15 protein-coding genes are annotated in these 18082 nt (G+C 72.3%); 7 read left to right on the top strand and 8 right to left on the bottom strand.

Annotated elements, in window-relative coordinates; all coding sequences use genetic code 11:
- Window positions 1-67 precede the first annotated feature (67 nt).
- Window positions 68-1216: an NAD(P)/FAD-dependent oxidoreductase gene (locus ACFVUY_RS08280; protein ID WP_387728256.1), complete on the bottom strand. Its 1149-nt coding sequence runs from the start codon at window positions 1214-1216 to the stop codon at window positions 68-70.
- Entirely contained in the window at window positions 1213-3198 is a 1986-nt protein-coding gene (locus tag ACFVUY_RS08275; protein ID WP_387728254.1) for a LodA/GoxA family CTQ-dependent oxidase, read from the bottom strand. The genes ACFVUY_RS08280 and ACFVUY_RS08275 overlap by 4 nt, the downstream gene beginning before the upstream one ends.
- 457 nt (window positions 3199-3655) lie before the next feature.
- On the opposite strand from ACFVUY_RS08275, the gene ACFVUY_RS08270 reads away from it, so the two are divergent.
- The 4 genes from ACFVUY_RS08270 (at window position 3656) to ACFVUY_RS08255 (ending at window position 6480) form a co-directional block, all read left to right on the top strand.
- Complete coding sequence (locus ACFVUY_RS08270) at window positions 3656-3889, top strand: hypothetical protein (RefSeq protein WP_387728252.1); 234 nt, start codon at window positions 3656-3658, stop codon at window positions 3887-3889.
- A 17-nt stretch (window positions 3890-3906) separates the two neighbouring features.
- Window positions 3907-4968 (top strand): hypothetical protein, encoded by a 1062-nt coding sequence (locus ACFVUY_RS08265; protein ID WP_387694170.1) that lies wholly within the window; start codon window positions 3907-3909, stop codon window positions 4966-4968.
- Window positions 4969-5296: 328 nt separating this feature from the next.
- Entirely contained in the window at window positions 5297-5569 is a 273-nt protein-coding gene (locus tag ACFVUY_RS08260) for a hypothetical protein (protein ID WP_387694171.1), read from the top strand.
- Window positions 5566-6480, top strand: coding sequence for a S8 family serine peptidase (locus ACFVUY_RS08255; protein WP_387728250.1), 915 nt, complete (start codon window positions 5566-5568; stop codon window positions 6478-6480). The genes ACFVUY_RS08260 and ACFVUY_RS08255 overlap by 4 nt, the downstream gene beginning before the upstream one ends.
- Before the next feature lie 344 nt (window positions 6481-6824).
- Here ACFVUY_RS08255 and ACFVUY_RS08250 read toward each other — a convergent pair whose 3' ends face one another.
- The 3 genes from ACFVUY_RS08250 to ACFVUY_RS08240 are packed head-to-tail and all read right to left on the bottom strand — an operon-like array spanning window position 6825 to window position 11013.
- Entirely contained in the window at window positions 6825-6983 is a 159-nt protein-coding gene (locus ACFVUY_RS08250) for a hypothetical protein (RefSeq protein WP_387728248.1), read from the bottom strand.
- Between the two features lie 35 nt (window positions 6984-7018).
- On the bottom strand, window positions 7019-7372 hold the full coding sequence (locus ACFVUY_RS08245; protein WP_387728246.1) for a hypothetical protein: 354 nt from the start codon (window positions 7370-7372) through the stop codon (window positions 7019-7021).
- Window positions 7369-11013 (bottom strand): DUF4132 domain-containing protein, encoded by a 3645-nt coding sequence (locus tag ACFVUY_RS08240; protein WP_387728244.1) that lies wholly within the window; start codon window positions 11011-11013, stop codon window positions 7369-7371. The genes ACFVUY_RS08245 and ACFVUY_RS08240 overlap by 4 nt, the downstream gene beginning before the upstream one ends.
- A 366-nt stretch (window positions 11014-11379) precedes the next feature.
- Between ACFVUY_RS08240 and ACFVUY_RS08235 the strand changes: the two genes are divergently transcribed.
- Both ACFVUY_RS08235 and ACFVUY_RS08230 read left to right on the top strand, forming a co-directional pair.
- Window positions 11380-11664 carry a hypothetical protein gene (locus ACFVUY_RS08235; protein ID WP_387694176.1) on the top strand — a complete coding sequence of 95 codons (285 nt, stop codon included), beginning with the start codon at window positions 11380-11382 and terminating at the stop codon, window positions 11662-11664.
- Entirely contained in the window at window positions 11648-11842 is a 195-nt protein-coding gene (locus ACFVUY_RS08230; RefSeq protein ID WP_387694177.1) for a hypothetical protein, read from the top strand. The genes ACFVUY_RS08235 and ACFVUY_RS08230 overlap by 17 nt, the downstream gene beginning before the upstream one ends.
- A gap of 6 nt (window positions 11843-11848) precedes the next feature.
- Here the strand turns inward: ACFVUY_RS08230 and ACFVUY_RS08225 are convergent, their stop codons facing one another.
- The 3 genes from ACFVUY_RS08225 to ACFVUY_RS08215 form a co-directional block, all read right to left on the bottom strand.
- On the bottom strand, window positions 11849-12328 hold the full coding sequence (locus ACFVUY_RS08225) for a helix-turn-helix domain-containing protein (protein WP_387728242.1): 480 nt from the start codon (window positions 12326-12328) through the stop codon (window positions 11849-11851).
- Between the two features lie 153 nt (window positions 12329-12481).
- The gene (locus tag ACFVUY_RS08220; protein WP_387694179.1) at window positions 12482-13531 is read right to left on the bottom strand and encodes a LacI family DNA-binding transcriptional regulator; all 1050 of its coding nucleotides are present in this window, start codon (window positions 13529-13531) and stop codon (window positions 12482-12484) included.
- Between the two features lie 145 nt (window positions 13532-13676).
- A complete protein-coding gene (locus ACFVUY_RS08215) occupies window positions 13677-15635 on the bottom strand; it encodes a PIG-L family deacetylase (protein ID WP_387728240.1) in 1959 nt (652 codons plus the stop codon).
- Window positions 15636-16064: 429 nt separating this feature from the next.
- On the opposite strand from ACFVUY_RS08215, the gene ACFVUY_RS08210 reads away from it, so the two are divergent.
- On the top strand, window positions 16065-18082 hold a 2018-nt coding region (locus tag ACFVUY_RS08210), incomplete at its 3' end, for an FG-GAP-like repeat-containing protein (RefSeq protein WP_387728238.1).

The following is an 18082-nucleotide window of genomic DNA, read 5'->3' as shown; positions in this document are numbered from 1 at the left end:
CGGGAGGTCGCGCCGGCTCGACTACCGGAGCCTGACGGAATACTGAGCCGTCGCGAGGACATGCCCTCTACAGTGCGTTGAGCGGCAGTGGTGATCGGCGGCGCTGCCAGAACGGGCGGTCGGACCAGCGGTCTTCGTGGGCGTGGATCTCGCGGTGGCCGTACGCGTAGGCCTCGAAGGTCTCGCCGAGCTGTGCGGTGTAGGTGTCGAGCGCGTCGGCTTCACCGCACAACAGGGCCTCGACTGCCCGGCCGGCGCACAGGCCCGAGTAGAGAGCGGTGAGGACGCCCTGCGAGGAGAGCGGGTCGAGCGCGATCGCCGCGTCCCCGGCCGCGATCCAGCCCTCGCCCGCCAGCGGTTCCAGCCGCGCGGTGTGCGCGGCGCACCGGCGCGGGGACGCCCCGGCGAGGGCCTGGCGGCCGCGGGCGCGTTCGGCCGTGTGTCGGGTGGCCGCGAGCCGGTCGAGGAACGTCCGGGTCGCCCGGAGGCCGGGGGGCGAGAGGTCCGTGTCGGTGAAGTAGGTGACCAGGCGGTGGGCGGGGGAGTGCGGCGCGGTGTACCACCATCCGTCAGGGCCGGACTCGACCAGCGAGGCCTCCTCGATGTCGGAGGCGTCGTGTGCCAGTCTCAGGTGGACGGCGACCAGCCGGTCGTAGCGGCGGCGACGGGCCCCGCAGCGGGCGGCGAGCGAGGCTCGGCGGCCGGTGGCGTCGACCAGCCAGCGGCACCGCACGCTGTGCTCCGCGCCGTCGGCCCGGAGCGTCACCTGCCATCCGCTGTCCGGCTGCGGTACGGGGTGGCTCACCGTGGTCCGTTCGGTGACCTTCACCCCGTTGGCCTCGGCGTGGGTACGCAGCAGGCGGTCGAAGACGGGCCGGTCGAGGTGCCAGCCGTGCCCGTACGGGTCGGTGAGGAAGTCCGTGCGGTGCAGGTGGGGTGAGCCCCAGGCGGAGAGCGTGGCGTGGCACTGGCGGTGGTCCGCGTCGAGGGATCGGATGTCGACGCCGAGGTCTCGGAGGATCAACTGGGCGACGGGGACGAGGGATTCGCCGGTCTTCGGGGGGCCGCTGCCGGCGTCGGCGAGCAGCACCGTGCGGCCTGCCCGGGCCAGGGTGAGGGCGGCGGCGGCGCCCGCCGGGCCGCCGCCCGCGACGACGGCGTCGTACCTCGGGTGCTGCCGCGCGCAGTGGTCGTCGGTGGGCGCCGCCGTGGTCATCCGGCGTCCCGGAAGGGGTCGACCTTGGCGATGTAGCCGGCCGAGATCTCCTCGGGCCGGAACCCGGTGGACCGGGCGATCTCGTTGGCGGCCCGCTCGTCGACCGCGGTGCGCTGGGTCTCGGAGAGCTGGGGGTGGCCGGACTCGCGCACGTGGATGTTGACACGGTTCTGGTGGTCGTCGACCTTGGGGAGCGAGGGGTCGGGAGTGGACTCCACCAGGATCGCGGCCGGGAACTTGTCGTCCACCGTGTAGGCGTTGGTCTCGACGATGCCGAACTTGGACCAGCCGGCGACCATGTCCTTCAGGCCCGTCTTCTTGTCCGGGGACAGGAACCGCAGCCACACGGCGCGTCTCTCGAAGGCCTCGGCGCGCCGGTCGTCGGTGACGGTGCCGTTGGGCTTCTGGTTGACCGTGTCGAAGTCGGTCTTCTTCAGCACGTGGTTGGGCACCCGGGCCGGCCAGAAGGAGGGCAGGTAGGGGCTGTAACGGGGGCCGATGTTGGCGCGGAGCTCGTAGCCGGAGCGGCAACTGGCGGTGTCGGTCTGCCAGGGGACACCCATCCAGCGGGTGAGGCCGCCGGGACCCTGGCCGTGCAGGGGGCCATGGGCCGACAGGGCGAGCTGCGGTGTGAGGTGGTCGCCGTAGTCGTGTTCGGTCTCGCCGGCCGCGCGGTGGCGGATGCGGAACGGCTCCGTGTACAGGGTGTCGTGGCGGATCGGCCAGGTGACCTCGCAGCCGGGGTGGAAGGCGTCGGCGAGGCAGTAGTCCAGGGCGGCTCGGTCCAGCAGCCCGGGTTGCTGTGCGAGGGGCGCGGCTTCCAGCGACGTGTAGGTGGTGTGCTTGGTCTTGTCGTCGAAGTTCCCCTGAACCCACTGTTCCAGCATCTGTTCCTGGGTCCGGGTCAGGACACCGTACTGGCGCGGGGACTGTGCGGGGACGGCCATCGCGTCTCCGTAGAGCCAGGGCCAGGGCAGCGGGGACAGGCCGTCCCGGTCGTAGCTGCGCATCTGGTAGTACACGCGTTGCCTCAGCTCCCGGTACTGCTCCTTCTTGCTGCCGAGGACGGCGAGCAGTCGGGGCGAGGTGAAGTCGTTGGGACCCTGCCAGCCGAACTCCGCGGCGAATCCCTGGTTGACCCACTGGTGACCGGTGAACCGCTGGAGCAAGGGCTTGATGTGTTCGTCGAAGACGACGGTGGAGGGCAGGGGGACGGTCGGGTACCCGCCCTGGGCGAAGAGGTCGTACAGCAGGTCGTAGAGGGTCACGATGCCCTTGACGTCCGGTGCGTAGTTCGGCGGCCCGACCACCACCCAGGCCGGCTTCACCTCGACCGCCTTGCCGTCGATCTTGACGGTGGCGGTCACCGGTCCGTCGGAGATGTCGTCGTGCCAGCCCTCGTTGTTGCCGAAGGTGGTGAGCTCGGACGGGGGTTCGGTGAAGGAGGCCGAGCCGCCCCTGCCCCCCAGGACGACGAGACGCCCCTTCTCGTCGGTCCTCAGTTCCCCCAGGTAGACGGTCTTGCCGGCGATCTTCCCGGTGTCGAACTTCTGGCCGCTCCGGCCCGTACCCGAGATCGTTCGCGGATCAGGGGTGATCCGCAGTTTGTCCCTGTCCTTGCCCTTGTAGGTGGCATTGCGTCGGCCGTACTGGTCCTTCGCCAGGTTCTGGGCCTCGGGGATGTCCAGCGCGAGCGAGAACTGGTACCAGGCGGCCTTGTGGTTGGCCAGCTGGACCGTCCAGTCGATGCTGGCCTTGTCCTGCCCGTGCAGGATCTCCCTGACGACGTTGCCGTCCTTGTCGTAGCCGTAGGCGCGGAAGCGCGCCGCCTGTCGCTTGATCTTGCCGGTGCCCTCCTTGTAGGAGCCCGGGGTCTTGGGATCCTCGTCCGGCGTTTCCGGCCCGTAGAAGAACTCCTCGCTGTTGCCGACCCGCGCGATACCGATCGCGGGGTGGATCTTCACATAGGCAATCGTGGTCACACTCGGTACCTCTCTGGTGCGCCTGATCGCCGGTTGGAACGCGGAGTGACGGACGCAGGAGCCCGTGCGCGGACCGGACCCAGCAGCGACCGAGCTCGGAGTGGATGGGTACGCCCTCGCCCTCGTCACGGACGGGCAGAACCTTGCCGCAGGGGCGCTCTTCATCCATGGTGCGGGTGGAACCGGTCGAGCGTCCCATGGTGTACGACCGAATGTGCGGCTGTGAGGCTGTGCGGCCGAAGCCGGTCGGCTCCTCCACGGCGGCCCGTCCCCTCACCTTCCAGGCCATGGCACCGGGCCCCGCCGGGGCGCGCGGGCGGCGGCGCGGGCGCAGCCTGGAAGTGCGGGACGCCGCGGGTGCGCGCTCGTGCGGTGCGGTGCGGCGGGGCGCGGTCTTCGGCAGCGGTCTCGGCGTGCGGGTCCGTCCTGCGCCCACACCAGGTGGGGAGCATCCGGCATGACGACGGGCGGGACGCGTGATGGCCGCGAACAGGGGGCCGCCGGGAGTGCGCCGCGGCGGGTCCGGCTGCCGGGCTTCGTCACGGACCAGGACATCGGGCTCGGCGACGCCGTCAAGCGGGTCACCTCGACGCTGGGCATCCGGCCCTGCGGCGGGTGCGAGCGGCGCGCCGCCGCGCTGAACCGCCGGCTGGTCGTGTCCGGCGGGCCGAGCCGACGGCAGCGGAACTGACCTCCGAGGAGCCAGCGATGGAACAGGACCAGGACGTCAGGGGGCCGGTGCAGGCCCGCGCGACGGGGCCGGTGCAGGCCCGCGCGACGGGAGCGGTGGAGCCACCGGGAGCGGAGCGGCCGGTGCCGGAAGCGCCGCCGGACGGAGGGCAGTCAGCACCGGACCCCGGCTACGGCGGAGCCTGGACGGATCCGCCCGGCCACCTCGAACCCGCGTCCGCGCCGGTCGCCCCGGCCTGCGGGTGCGGCGGTCCGGGCGCCGGCGCGGCCGAAGGGCCACAGGCGGAGGCCATCGGTTCGGCACCGGACCAGCCCGCCTTCGTCTACGCGATCGGCCAGATCGACTTCCGCTTGCCGAGCCTGGGGATCGAGAAGGAGCTGGCGCAGGCCGTCGGCCGCATGGAGGCCTCGGGGCTGAACGACCGCCAGACCGTGCACTCGGTCATCTCCCAGCCCGAGAACCGCTACCTCGCACGGCAGTTGTGCTACGTGCTGAACATCCAGGGCATCGACACCTACCTGCTGCGCCCCCGCGATCCGGCCGACATCGCGCTGCTGGTGGACGCCGTCCGGCCCGACCCGCGCCCGACGGACCTGGACGTGGTGATCGGCCTGCGAGGGCCGTTGGCGCCGCCGTCGCTCTGCAACGGTCTGACGCTCCCGGTGGTCTTTTTCGACCAGCTCTACTCCTTCGACAGCGCTGAGCTGATCGGCGCGATCGAGCGGCCCGAACAGATCCCGGCCGACCGGTTCGAGTCCGCCTCCTACGAACTCCTCAGCCGGATCCTGCATCTGGGCGACAACGCCGGCGACACCGATGAGCACCGCGCGCTCAACTACCTGGCCGTCCGGTACCAGGGGATCTACCACAAGACCGTGGAGGCGTTCGCGGCCAACTCCGCGCTCAGCGCCGTCGAGGTCTGCGACTCGAGACTGAGCGGCGCCCGCCGGATCCTCGACGTGGTGCTCTCCTACACGCACCGCCAGAGCGACGTCACCGAGAAGTTCTTCGTGCGGCTCGACTGCACCGAGGAGTTCCCCTTCGTGGTGACGAAGCTGGCGCCCTACTACGACCACTGACCGGCCTCCGGGCCGAAGTGAGGTGAGCGACGATGAGCATTCCGGGATTCACCGCGGACACGGTGACCTACCGGGGCAGTGGAGGGTATCGGCCGGGGCGCGGCGCCCCGGCACGGGGGAGGGCGGGCGTGGTGCCACAGGGCCGGGCCGTCCGACGAGACGGTGGCATCGCCACGTGGGAGAGGTGCGCCGTGCTGTGCGAAAACCGGTGCCGACCGTTCTGCCACAACCCGCTCAGCGAGGGGTGCGACGTGTGCTACTCCCCCTGCTTCGATGCCTGTACGGGCCCCGTCGACGACGTGGGCCCGTTCTGAGGAGGTGTGTACCGATGAGGACGCCGGGCTTCACCGCCGACGCGGCGGTCTACCGGAGCCGCGGGCACTACCGCCCGGGGCCGTCCCGGGGCGGGCCGGCCCGTGCGAACGTCCTGGTGCCGTCCGCACGGGCGGGCAGGGGCTCGCGGAGTGTGATCGACCCGATCTGCATCCCCGAGTGCCGCGGGGCCTGCTTCCCGTACTGCGTGCGTGACCCTCTCGGCCGCAAGTGCCGCGACTGCATGAGCGACTGCTACGCCCTCTGCCCGCCGTACCCGAGCGCGTGAGACCGCTCGACCTGGTCGGGCTGACGCCGCTGATGGCGCGCAGTGCCGGGCGGCCGGAGGTCGCCGTCGGGGTGCTCGACGGCCTGGTCGCGGTCGGACAACCCGCTTTCGCCGGGCGGCGGTTGCGCGTTCTGCCCGGCCGGCCGGACGCCACCGGCGGGACGGCCGGGGCCGGGTCGGTCTGCGCGACCGCCGGCGACGGTCCCTGCGTGCACGGCAGCTTCGTCGCCGGCGTGTTGAGCGCCGACCGCGCCTCGCCGTCGCCCGGCATCTGCCCCGACTGCACCCTGCTGATCCGCCCCGTCTTCGCCGGCCACCGCGCCGACCCGGCCGCCGTACCGGCCGGTTGTCCCACCCCGCTGAGCGCCTCGGCCGAGGAGCTGGCCGCTGCCGTAGTCCAGGCCGTCGACGCCGGAGCCCGGGTGCTCAACCTGAGCGTCGCGCCCGCGCGGCCGTCCGGCGGCGGGCACCGCGAGCTGACGGCCGCCCTGGACCACGCGGCGGCGCGCGGCGTGCTCACCGTCGTCGCGGCCGGCAACCAGGGCCGGCTGGGCGGCTCCGTGCTGACCCGGCACCCCTGGACCATCCCGGTCGTCGGGTACGACGGCCCGGGCCGCCCGATGGGCCTGTCCAACCTCGGCGGCTCGATCGGCGCCCGTGGTGTCGGCGCACCGGGACAGGCCGTGGTGCACCTGAACCCCGGCGAGCGCCCGCTCGTGCTCTCGGGCACCAGCGTGGCCGTCCCCTTCGTCACCGGAACCCTCGCCCTGCTGCTGTCCTGCTTCCCACGGGCCGCCCCGGCCGAGGTCCGCGCGGCCGTGCTCCGCGGCGCCACCCGCACATCCGCGCGGCGCTCCGTGGTGCCGCCCCTGCTGGACGCCTGGGCCGCGTACGAGATCCTGCGGGGCTGACATCTCTTGGCCGGGGCGGGCGGGTCGTCGCCGCGGACCTCGACCGGAACAACCGAGGACGAGAGCGAGCACAGTTTCGTCGACCGCCACCGCGTACGGCGCACCCGAGCGGCACGCGGCCAGGAAGCGATACCGGCCCCGCGACCGCCGAAGCCGAGGCCCGCCGCAGCAGTCCGCCAACCAGGCTCCGCCGAAGTCGTGGTCGCCCACCCGGTCGGCGACAACGAGGCGTTGCAGGGGCAGGCCGTAGCCGGCGGCGGCGAGTCCGAGGTCGGGCAGGTCCACGGCGGCGGACCGGGAGGGGATCGCCGAGGAGGCGGCGGCGCCCGCGAGGCGGCCGACCGTCACACCCCGGCGGCGGCGACGAGGACTCCGAGGCCCTCGAAGTCCTGGTCGACGAACGCCGCCGCCTCGCCGCTCTCCCACAACGCCCCTCCGCCTGGGTCGAGGCCGAGACCGGCCAGACCTTCGCCGATGCCTGGACCCAGGCCGATCAGGAACACCGCCGCCAACTCCTCCTCGGCCTCAGAACCCGCCTCTACATGACACCCGACACGGAAGGCTGGTACCTGCCCGCCGAACTCCAAGCACGCGCAGGACAGCTGGAGTGCGCTGCAAGCTCGGCGTCGGGTGCGTGATGAGCGGGACTGACGGGATCGCCGACGAACTTGCGGGCGATGCCGGCCGTCTGGTCGCCGACGATGAACCGGCTGGCGGCGCGCAGGCTCAGCTCCCAGCCCGGCGGGCGCGGGTCGCGGTCCTCGGCGCGCAGTGCGGCCAGCTCCTCGGCGTACCGGACCTCGGCAGGCGGGCGCTGGAGCTCCTCCTCGGTGGTGGGCGTGGTCACCGCGGCCTTTCCCGGGTGGTCGTCGGTGAGGTGGCGAGGGGTCACAGCGTGGTCAGCTCGGTGAGGTCGGCGATCACCTCGGAGGCGATCACCGGGTCGAGCTCGGCGAAGGTCGGGAAGGTGCGGTTGTGGGTCCAGTAGTCGCCCGGGCGCCTGTCGAGCCACACCGTTTCCACCCGCTGCTCGGGGTACGAGTCGAACATGCCGACGGCGATGCCCTCCTCCGGGGCGATCACCACGTAGAGGTCGGGCCCGACCCGGCGGGACAGCCACTGCTCGACGCCGTTGTCCTGGGGCTCGCCGCGCCGCCAGCCGCGCCGTTCCATTCCGACCAGCCGGGTGGTGGGCAGCACCGGACCGTTCTCGAAGCGGGTGAGGCGGTGGCCGGCCCGCTCCTCGTCGGTCAGCGCGTACACCGGGCGGCCGAGCTGGCGGAACGGCTGCAGGATCTCGTAGTCGGCGAACAGCTCCGACCAGTCGGCGAGGCCGTCGCCGAGCAGGAGCGGGTGCGCCAGCCGGACGGAGGCCGTGGCCGGCAGCGCGAACGCCTCGTCCCGGACGTCCGCCAGGGTGCGGTCCTCGGCGATGCGGAACGCCGTCACCGTGCCGTTCGTCTCGGACAGCCACACCAGGCGGCGCACCAGGTGCCAGAGCAGCGGATGCCCGACGAAGAGCTGGTCGAACTCCTGCGCCGTCCATGAGCGTTGGGTGATCATCGCGTCCTCCAGGCGGCGGATCTGGTCTCCCGCCACCGTGCGGACGTCCTTCTTCAGCGCGGCGAAGCGCTTGCGCTCGGCGGGCGCCAGCTCGGCGTCGTCCCGCGCCCCCGGGGCGGGCAGGTCCTTGCGGCGGGCGCCGTCCGCGTCACGAACGTACGGCTTGAGCTGCTCGTCGAAGCCGACCGTGAACGTCCGGCTGCCGTAGTCGACGACGGTGGTGCCGTCGGCGTCCAACCCGAAGTCCGGGACCAGGCGGTCGGACAGCTGCTCCCCGGTCAGGCCGAGACCGGCCGCCACCTCGGTGATCTTCTCCTGGGCCCGGGTCTTGAGCGCCTTGAACTTCACCCGCTGTGCGATGCCGTGCAGGTGCAGCAGGGCGACGTCGCTGCCGATGGCGGCCAGCACCTCCAGGCCGTCCACCGCACGGTGGTGGGCCCCCTCGCCCGGCCAGGCGCGGAGCACCGGCGTCAGTTGGCAGACCGTATCGTCGTCACCGAACCGGCCGAGTACGTGCAGCGCCCAGCCGTCCTGGGCAGGCATGCCGGCCAGCCGCCACTGCTCGAACACCGCCCAGCAGAACTCCGTCAACGACCGCGGCTCGCACAGCAGGGCCACCTCGTCGAGGCCCGGGTAGACCGCCCCGGGCGCGGACAGCGCGAGCATGGTGAGCACGTGCCGCACCGCCTCGGCGGGCAGGGCGCCCTCGCTGCCGCACAGCAGCAGTTGCGGCAGCATCACCGGCTCCGTCCAGTCGCAGGGCGGGGGCAGCTTCGCCGGGAGCGCGGTCACCAGCGGGTCGGCCGACAGCAGTGCGCCCACGGCCTCCTGCGCCTGCGGCCCGTACTCGCAGGCCACCGCGTGCACCGCCGCCGCGCCGTGCGCCTCGGCGATCACTCGCAGGGCCTGCTCGGCGTTGCGCCGGGCCGCTCCGGCCTTCCCGACCGCGGCCGGAACCAGCAGCCGGGCCGCGTCCACGCCGTGCCGGACGAACCAGGAACGCGCTGTGCTCCCGGCCGACTTGAGACGCACCAGCCAGTCCGCCATCGTCTCGGCCACCCGGACGTCCAGGTACGGCAGCAGCAGGGACGCGTGCGTGGCCGGGTTCCCCGCCGCTGCGGCCCGGATCGGTTCGACGGCGTCCGTCCCGAAGCGGGCGGCGACTCGGCGCAGGGAGTCCCCGGAGTGCCAGATACGCTCACCGGCGCGCCACTGCGCGAGCAGGGGCCGGGCCAACTCCTCGTCGCCGTAAGCGAACAGCGCGAGCTCGGCGTGCTGTCCGCCGCGCAGCCGCGCGTCCTCGGGTTGCCCGATCCTGGCCCGGATCGTGGCCGCGACCCGCTGCCAGTCGTCGTCCGACCAGCTCGTGTACCAGGACTCGGAGGTCGCCGCCCACGCCTCGCGCTCACCCGGCAGCCACCGCATCTGCGGTTCCCGAGGCGCGCTGAGGCCGGTCAGCACGCGGGGCTTGCCGGCGGAGCGCGGCCGCGTCCACGGCGGGCTGGTGAACAGCTCCGGCAGCGAGTCGGGGCCGACCTCCGGCACCCGCTCGCCGAGGTCGGTGAGCGGCTCGACCAGGGCTGCCTGCTCCGGCGTCAGCTCCGGCAGCAGTTCGAGCGCGGTCGCGCGGTGGACGGCGACGTGGCCGGTGAGGAGCTGCCGGGCGAGCTGCTGCGCGGCCGGGTCGGTGGAGGTGGCCGCGGCCTCGGCGAGCAGGCGCAGGGCACGCCGGGGGAAGCGGCGGAGACCGGCCATGAGGGCGGCGCGGGTGGACTTGATGCCGTCCTGCTGGGCCAGTAGCCCCCGGAAGCCCTCGTCGGAGGGGAGCTCGGCGAGCGCGTCCAGGATCCGCTTCTTGCCGTCCTTGTTGTGGTAGCTGGTGGTCAGGTCGTGCAGCATCACCGGTGCTGCGTCGCCGCCGAGGCCCTCGGCCACGGTCGCGATGATCTCGGTGGACCAACCGTTATAGCTCAGGCTCGGCAGCGGGGGGAGCTTCTCCAGCGGTTCCGCCGAGGAGAGCGAGCACAGCAACATCGACCACTCGACGGCGGCCAGACGGGAGCCCGACGCGACGCACTCCTCGACCCAGGCGGTCTCGGACGGCACCAGGTACGCCGCCACCACCAGGCGGGTCAGATTGTTCCGGCAGCCCGCCAGGGCCTCGACCGCCGCGCGGTGGGTCTCCTCGTCGCACGCCGCCAGCAGCGACCGGACCCGGTCCGCGGCGGGACGGTAAGCGCCGTGCCTCTGGTTGGCCCCGCGCCGGACGCGGGGGTGGACGGACCTCTGGTGGATCCAGTCGGTTTCGACAGCCGTCGTGAACAGCTCGACGGTGGCCCTGGCCGCGAACGGCAGGCCGAACTCCGCCACCCAGGCGTCCACGGCCACGCGGACCCCGTTGTTGCCGGGATACGAGAACACGGAGGCGAGCACTGCCGCACCGAGCGGATCCCGGCTGCCGGACTGGTGGGCGCGGGCGGCCGCGACCAGCTCCGGGTCACTGCGCTCCGAGGAGAGCGTCTGCTCCAGCCAGTCCCCCATCTGCCGCAGCCCGTCGCGGTACGAGGTCACCGGGCCCTTCCCCGGCGCGGACGGCTTCCGGGGAATGCCGCCCCGGCGCGGAATCAGGGCCCGACGCCAGGCGTCCGGCATGACGAAGACGTCCTCGTCCTCGGGACCGGCGGCCTCGGCCGTGGGCGCGGACACGCCGGGCTGCGCCACGGGCACCGAATCCGTGGCCGTACCCGGCTCCGTACCCGCCCCCGCGCAGATCTCGCGGTAGCCCTTGCGCTCCTTCTCGGCGACCACCTTGGCGAAGTGCGCCTCCGCCTCCTCCACGGTCAGGAACGCCTTGACCTGCTCCCGCCCGCCCGTACCGGACCGCCCGTACCGCACAGTCACCGCGACACCGTCGACCGCGGCCTCCCAGAACTTGTCCGAGCCGCCCTCGACGAACTCCCAGCGCCGCACAGCCCCGCCCCTCTCCTCGCACTGATGATCAGGAGACGAACGTTAGTGAGTCCCACTGACAAGTCCCCGGCCGACCACCCCCGCACTCACCTCCCGCCGATGTCACCGTGCGCCGGTGCCTCGTGCCTGAGCGAGCGGCGTACACGCCCTGGAAGTATCGCCGGCGTCGATCAGTGACTGAGCCACGTCTCGGCGTCGTCCTCCCGCACGTTGGGGGTGTGGCTCAGGTAGAGGGCGTGGAACGCGGCCCGTACGTCGAGGCCATGCGGGCGCCATCGCCACAGACGTAGACCTTGGCCCCGGCTCTCGGACACGCACGGCAACGAGGGCAAGGTCTCGGACCTGATCCAGGCAGAGGTCTTCCTGATGCTGGCCTCGATCTTCGCGGAGATGGAGCTCAAGCGGATCAAGGCCCGCGTCACCGCGGCGCACAAGCACCTGCGCGAGACGGACCGGTGGGCGGGCGGGCAGCCGCCGTACGGGTACCGGATCGCCGACCGGCCCGGTGGCGGGCGAACGCTGGAGCCGGACCCGGTGATCTCAGAGGCCTCGGGACGTTTCCCGAGCCGAGCCCCCGGCCCCGGCGTCCGCGCCGCGTGCCGAGGCGAGCCCGACCGAGGCGTGGATCCTGGCCGTGGCCGCCTGGGGTGACACCACCGCCCGGATCGGCAGGGAGGGCGGCCTGACCGCGGGCGGCGTCAACTACCACCTCGACCGGCTGAGCCGCCGGTGGCGCGTCCCCAACCGGACGGCGCTGGTGGGGCGGGCGTACGCGTTCGGGGTCCTCGTGGCGGACGCGTGGCCGCCGGCGCCTGCCCGCCGCACGTGACGGCCGTCAACCGGCCCGGCGCACGTGTCGGGGCCCGGTCGGGCGGGGTTGCGGACAGCGTCGGCGGCGCCGACAGCACGGACCGTTCTCGCCGATCGCGGTCAACGGCAGGACCATCACGACCACCGCGGACGGCTGTTCGTCCACCTCTCCGTCGGCCGGCGTCTCGCTACGGCTCCCGTCCACCTCTCCGTCGGCCGGCGTCTCGCGACGGCTCCCGTCCGGCTGATCGAGCCCGCTGTCGGGAACGGCTCGCGCGGCACGGAGAAACCATTCCAATCGCGTGGTCCCCAGGCCGAGCGCCTCCGCGAGCTGCTGGACGGAGCGGCGCTGTGGTCGGCGCACCCGGCCCCGCTCGATGTCGCTGATCGTCCTCACACTGACCTGGGAACGCCGGGCGAGTTCCTCATGCGTGAATCCCACTTCACGACGAAGCGTCCTCAGCATGCCCCCGAATGCCGAATCCCCTTGCTGTGCCTTCGACACGTCACCCCCCAGGATCTTGGCGCGTGGGAGCGCTCCCACACCCATCGGGAGCGTAGCAGCACCTCATGCCCAGGTCAGCCGCGACACGCGGCAGTGGCTCATACCGGAACAACGGGACGTGACGGCCGTTCAGTTCGAAGCCGTCCGAGGCCGTCAGGCCGAGGCGCGGACCGTCAGTTCGGTCGGAAGGATCACCTGGCGACGCGGCCGCCCGGGTTCGGCGATCTCCTCGATCAGCAGCTGAACCATCAACCGCCCCATCGCCTCGGTCGGTTGGCGAACGCTGGTGAGAGGCGGCTCGGTGCTACGGGCGATGACGGAGTCGTCGAAGCCGACGACGGCGACGTCTCCCGGCACACGTCGCCCGGCCTCGCGCAGCGCCCGGAATGCGCCCACGGCCATCAGGTCGGAGGCGCAGAACACGGCATCGAGGGTGGGCATTTCGGCCAGGAGCTCGCACATCGCCGCGTAGCCGCCCGCCTCGGTGAAGTCGCCGTGGGCGACGAGCGCGTCCTCCGGAGCGAGGCCGGCCTCCGTGAGCGCCTCCCGGTATCCCGCCAGGCGTGCCCCGGCCGCCTCCATGGCGAGCGGCCCCGTGATGGTGGCCACTCTGGTGCGGCCGCTCCCGACCAGGTGCCGGACGGCCGCCCGGGCCCCGCCGGCGTTGTCGGCGTGGACGTAGCTCAGCGATTCGCGCTCGGACCGGCGACCGCCCAGCACGGCCGGCATCCCGAGCTGTTCCAGCAGGTCGGGCAACAGGTCGTCCTGGCGCACCGAGACCAGGAGTACCCCGTCGACCCGACGCGCGGTGAGGTAGCGCGTCAGACGCTCGCGCTCGTCCTCGTTGCGGACCAGGGTCAGCAGCAACTGAAGGTCGGTCGACGCGAGTTCGTCGGAGATCCCGGTGATGACATCCGCGAAGTACGGCTCCGACCTCAGCCGCGCCAGACTCTCCGGGACGACCAGGGCGACGACGTCGGTGCGCGAGGTCACCAGGGACCGTGCCGCCTGGTTGGGTACGTAGCCGAGCTCGGCGACGGCGTGCTCCACGGCCTCCCTCGCCCGGGCGCTCACCTTGGGCGAACCGTTGATGACCCGGGACACCGTTCCCCGGCTGACTCCCGCGCGGGCGGCCACGTCCTCCACCGTCGGTCGCGCGGCAGACCGGGTGCTACCGGGGCCCGGCCTGTCAGTTCGGGTCATGATCACACTCCGGTGTGGCTCACTCTCGGGAGTGGCCATCCTACACGCCGTGAGAGCGCTCCCACCGGCGCTTCCACCGGCGCTCCCACGGGCCCGGCCCGTCGGCCGGTCGGGAGGGTGTCCGACCGGCCGACGGGACCGGCGGTCACAGGGGCATGCCCTGCCAGCCGCCGAGGTTGGTGGGCGTCGTGCCCGTGCGGTAGTAGACGCGGCCGTCCGTGCCAATGGCGAACACGTACAGGACACCGCCGCCGTCGACGATCGCGGTCGGGTAGTCGAGGACGGTGCCGCCGAGGTCCTGCCAGGCGCCGTAGCCGGCGTTCGGGGCGGTCTGCGCGGTGGTGCTCACGCCGCCGCCGGCATTGCGCTCGAACAGGACGACCCGCCCGCCGAGGTTGGCCATCGCCGGCTCGCCCACGCCCTTGTGGCCGCCGAGGTCGGTCGGGGACTGGCTCCACGGTCCGCCGGGCTGGGTCTGGTAGCTGACGAGCATCGCGCCGGTGCCGGCCTCGCGGTAGGCGAGTTCGATGCGGCCGTCCTGGTCGAGCGCGGCCCTGGGCGGGCTGGCCGGCCGGGAGTTCGGGATCGGCCCCGGGCCGTTGATGGCGTCGTTCGGAGCGGTCTGCCACCAGTTGACGACCCCGTCGCGGGTGCTGGCGAAGACCTCGATCCTCCCGACGCCGTTGCGGATCGCGGTGACCGGGTCCTGGATGTCGGTGCCGTGCAGGTCATCCCAGGTGGTCGTCCAGGCGCCGTTCGGGCTGGTCTGCCGGATCGCGCTGAGGCCGCCGCCGCCGTTCTTGACGAAGAGCTCCAGTCGGCCGTCCTGGGAGGCGACCACCGCGGGCACGCCGACCTGGGCCTCGTTGCCGAGTCCGGCGTTGGGGTTGCCGAGGTCGGCCCAGCTGTCCCGCCACACGCCGTTGGGCGTGGTCTGCGGGACGGAGACGATGTGGTGGTCGGTGAGGCGGCGGGCGAAGACCTCCATCCGGCCGTCGGCGTTGGTGCCGACGGCGATACCCGGTGCGAGCCGCCCGCCCGGGTCGGCGAACCGTGCTGGGCCGCCCCAACTGCCGTCCCCCTGGCGCCAGTACGTGTAGAGGGAGCCCGCCCGGACGACGAAGACCTGCGGCCGGCCGTCCTGGTTGAGTCCGGCCCAGGAGGTGCCCCGCGACCAGCGGTAGTACATCCGGGAGAACCAGGCGGTTTCGTAGTTCCCCGAGTGGTCGTGGCTGGCGTACTCGGAGACGAACACGCCCTTGGCGCCGGTCGTCGCCGGGTCGAGGTTCACCGGGCAGTCGCTGATGTTGTAGTCCCGGTAGTTCACCTGGATCAGCGAGCCGCCGTACTGGCTCGCCGCCACGCCCGCGAACTTCGCGGCGGAGATGTGGTCCGAGTGGTCGTCCTTGTAGCGGGTGTCCGGGAGTTCGTCCTGGGCCCGGAGCACGGTCGGCTGGTACGTCACCATGATCTGCCGCAGCACCTCGACGACGTCCGCCGCCGTGTAGGTCGACGGCCCGGACAGCGGGCTGTCCTTCGGGACGACCGTGGTGTCGGTGCCGCCGTTCAGCACGTTGGCGAGCCCGGCGTCGTGCAGGTTGAGGAAGATCAGGTGCACCGGCCGGTCCTTGAGCATGTACCGCTCGACCTGCTTGCCCGCGACCGTCCACGCCTCGGCCGTCCAGTGCCCGATCTCGTCGGTCGCCGGGTCGTTGTCGCCGACCCCGGTCATCCGGGAGTAGGCGTTGACGGCGCCCATCTGGCGGTTCCAGGTGCGCAGTGGGTCGCCGGCGGGGTCCCAGCAGCCGCCCACGCACGGGTCACCGGTGATGTTTCCGGCGGTGACGAACACCGTGACGGACGGCGTGCCGTTGGCGAGTGCGTTGGACAGGTCCGGGTTCATGAACAGGATGTCGTCGTCCTCGTGGGCGACGACCTGCATGAACAGCGGCCCGGAGCCGGCGGCCATACGTGCGGCCGTACCCGCACCCGTGGCCGTACCCGTGGCCGCGGAGGCGCGGGTCGCGGCCCCCTTGGCCAGGACGGGTGCGGCGAGGGCGGTCAGCGCGAGGGAGGTGAGGATTTGCCGTCGTCCGATTGCCATGTGATTTCCCCTCATTCGAGATTCGAGGTCGGCAGGTGATCACGCCAGGAGGAGATTGGCGGATTGCAGGGCGAGAAGTGCCCGAGACGGTATATCGCAAATCCCGTCAGGTACGACAGTCGACTGACGGACAATTGAGCCACTCCGTCTGCTTCCCGCCGATCTCGCCTGTGCAGCGCGGTTTCTGCTGGAACTTCCCCATGGTTTCCGCCTGATGTTCCTCCTGGCGAAATCCGGGCCGGCAGTGATTGCATGGTGGATGGCGAGCCGGCTCCGAGAATTCTCGACGCATTCTCGGGCCTCCTCCCTCGGGAAGCGGATCGCCGCCACTTCTTCGTCACCCGAGCCATGCGGGAATGGTTTTCCGTACCCGGCGAAAGGACTCCTGTGCACGTCGCCCACCGCCCACCGCGGGGCCGCCTGTCCGCCATGACGGCAGCCGCCGTCGTCCTCGGCGCGTTCGCCGCCCTGCCGCCCGCGGCCCCGGCGAACGCGGCCGCCGGCTGCGGGCCGGTCCCCGCCGCGCTCCGGTCGGGCCCGGGCGCGCCGCGCCCCGAGTCCTCGGCCTGGACGGGGAGTTGGGGTACCGCCATGAGCCTGGCCGGACCGTCGGCATCCTCGGGCGTGACGGGGCGGCAGACCCTGCGCATGGTCGTCCACACCAGCATCGGCGGCAGCTCCGTCCGGATCCACCTGGTGAACACCTTCAGCCCGGACCCGGTGACCATCGGGCACGTCACCGTCGCGGCCCAGGACGGGACTTCCGCCCGGAACGGGAACCCGGCCACGGCGGCGGCCGCGCCGGTCACCCTGACGTTCGGCGGTTCGGGCCGGACCGTCGTCCCACCCGGCGGCGAGGTCTACAGCGACCCGGTCGCCTTCCCGGTCACCGCAGACGAGAACCTGCTGGTCAGCCTCTGGCTGCCCGACGGGGTCACCACCGCGCCCTACCACCCGTACACGCTCACCACCTCCTACACCTCCGCCCCCGGCGACGGTGCCGACCGCACCCAGGACACGGGCGGCGCCAACCTCTCCACCCCGTACGCCTACTGGGCCTTCCTCGACGGCCTGGACGTCACGGCCGCCGGCAGCGACGGGACGGTGGTCACCCTCGGCGACTCGCAGGTGGACGGCGGGCACACCAACCAGGACTCCAACACCCGCTGGACCGATGACTACGGGCGCGCCCTCAGCGCCCGACCGACGCCCGAGGGCATCGTCAACAAGGGCATCTCCGGCAACCGGATCCTCACCGACGGGACGGGAGGACGCGTCGGCTTCGGTCAGAGCGCGCTCAACCGCTTCGACCGGGACGTCCTCTCCCAGACCGGAGTGCGGAGCGTCGTGCTCTACGAGGGCATCAATGACATCACGATGGACGACGCCTCCGACTCCGCGCTCGAGTCGGGGATCCAGCAGCTGGCCTCACGCGCGCACGCGGCCGGGCTGCGCTTCACCGTTGCCACCATCCCCGCCTTCCAGGGCTACACCGACTACACCGCCGCCCGCGACCGGGTGCGCCAGTGCGTCAACGACTGGATCCGCACGACGACGGCTATCGACGGCTTCCACGACTTCGACCGGGCGACCCGCGACCCGCTCAACCCGAGCGCCGCGTTCGCCGGTTACGTCTCCTCCGACCACCTGCACTTCACCACCAACGGGAACGCGGCCCTCGCCGAGGTCCTCACCCCGCGGCCCGCCCCGACCAGCCCCTCCCACACCTTCTCCCAGACGACGGCCGGAGCCTTCCACGGCAAGGGCATCGGCGACCTCGTCGCCCGCGACGACTCGGACGGGCACCTGTACGAGTGGGCGGGGCTGGGAGACGGGTCCTTCGCGGCCAGGACCGACCTGACGGCCGGCTGGGGCGCGTTCTCGCAGACGGTCGCCGGTGATTTCCGGGGGACCGGTCACGCGGATCTGATGGCGAGGGAGGACGCGACGGGCAACCTGTACATGTGGCCCGGTAGCGGGGACGGTACTTTCGCCGGTCGGGTGCTCGTCACCGACGGGTGGGGTCCGTTCTCGCAGACGGTCGCCGGTGATTTCCGGGGGACCGGTCACGCGGATCTGATGGCGAGGGAGGACGCGACGGGCAACCTGTACATGTGGCCCGGTAGCGGGGACGGTACTTTCGCCGGTCGGGTGCTCGTCACCGACGGGTGGGGTCCGTTCTCGCAGACGGTCGCCGGTGATTTCCGGGGGACCGGTCACGCGGATCTGATGGCGAGGGAGGACGCGACGGGCAACCTGTACATGTGGCCCGGTAACGGGGACGGTACCTTCGCCGGTCGGGTGCTCGTCACCGACGGGTGGGGTCCGTTCTCGCAGACGGTCGCCGGTGACTTCCGGGGGACCGGTCACGCGGATCTGATGGCGAGGGAGGACGCGACGGGCAACCTGTACATGTGGCCCGGTAACGGGGACGGTACCTTCGCCGG

The organism is Kitasatospora sp. NPDC058063, assembly GCF_042885395.1.
GTDB classification, from domain to species: domain Bacteria; phylum Actinomycetota; class Actinomycetes; order Streptomycetales; family Streptomycetaceae; genus Kitasatospora; species Kitasatospora lactacystinica.
This window is presented reverse-complemented; position numbering and strand designations above follow the sequence as displayed.

What these genes read in the sequence shown, in the direction of transcription:
- ACFVUY_RS08265 (WP_387694170.1), top strand. Translation starts at nt 3,907, where the DNA reads ATGGAACAGGACCAGGACGTCAGGGGGCCGGTGCAGGCCCGCGCGACG.
- ACFVUY_RS08280 (WP_387728256.1), bottom strand. Translation starts at nt 1,216, where the DNA reads ATGACCACGGCGGCGCCCACCGACGACCACTGCGCGCGGCAGCACCCG.
- ACFVUY_RS08260 (WP_387694171.1), top strand. Translation starts at nt 5,297, where the DNA reads ATGAGGACGCCGGGCTTCACCGCCGACGCGGCGGTCTACCGGAGCCGC.
- ACFVUY_RS08220 (WP_387694179.1), bottom strand. Translation starts at nt 13,531, where the DNA reads ATGACCCGAACTGACAGGCCGGGCCCCGGTAGCACCCGGTCTGCCGCG.
- ACFVUY_RS08235 (WP_387694176.1), top strand. Translation starts at nt 11,380, where the DNA reads ATGCTGGCCTCGATCTTCGCGGAGATGGAGCTCAAGCGGATCAAGGCC.
- ACFVUY_RS08270 (WP_387728252.1), top strand. Translation starts at nt 3,656, where the DNA reads ATGACGACGGGCGGGACGCGTGATGGCCGCGAACAGGGGGCCGCCGGG.
- ACFVUY_RS08215 (WP_387728240.1), bottom strand. Translation starts at nt 15,635, where the DNA reads ATGGCAATCGGACGACGGCAAATCCTCACCTCCCTCGCGCTGACCGCC.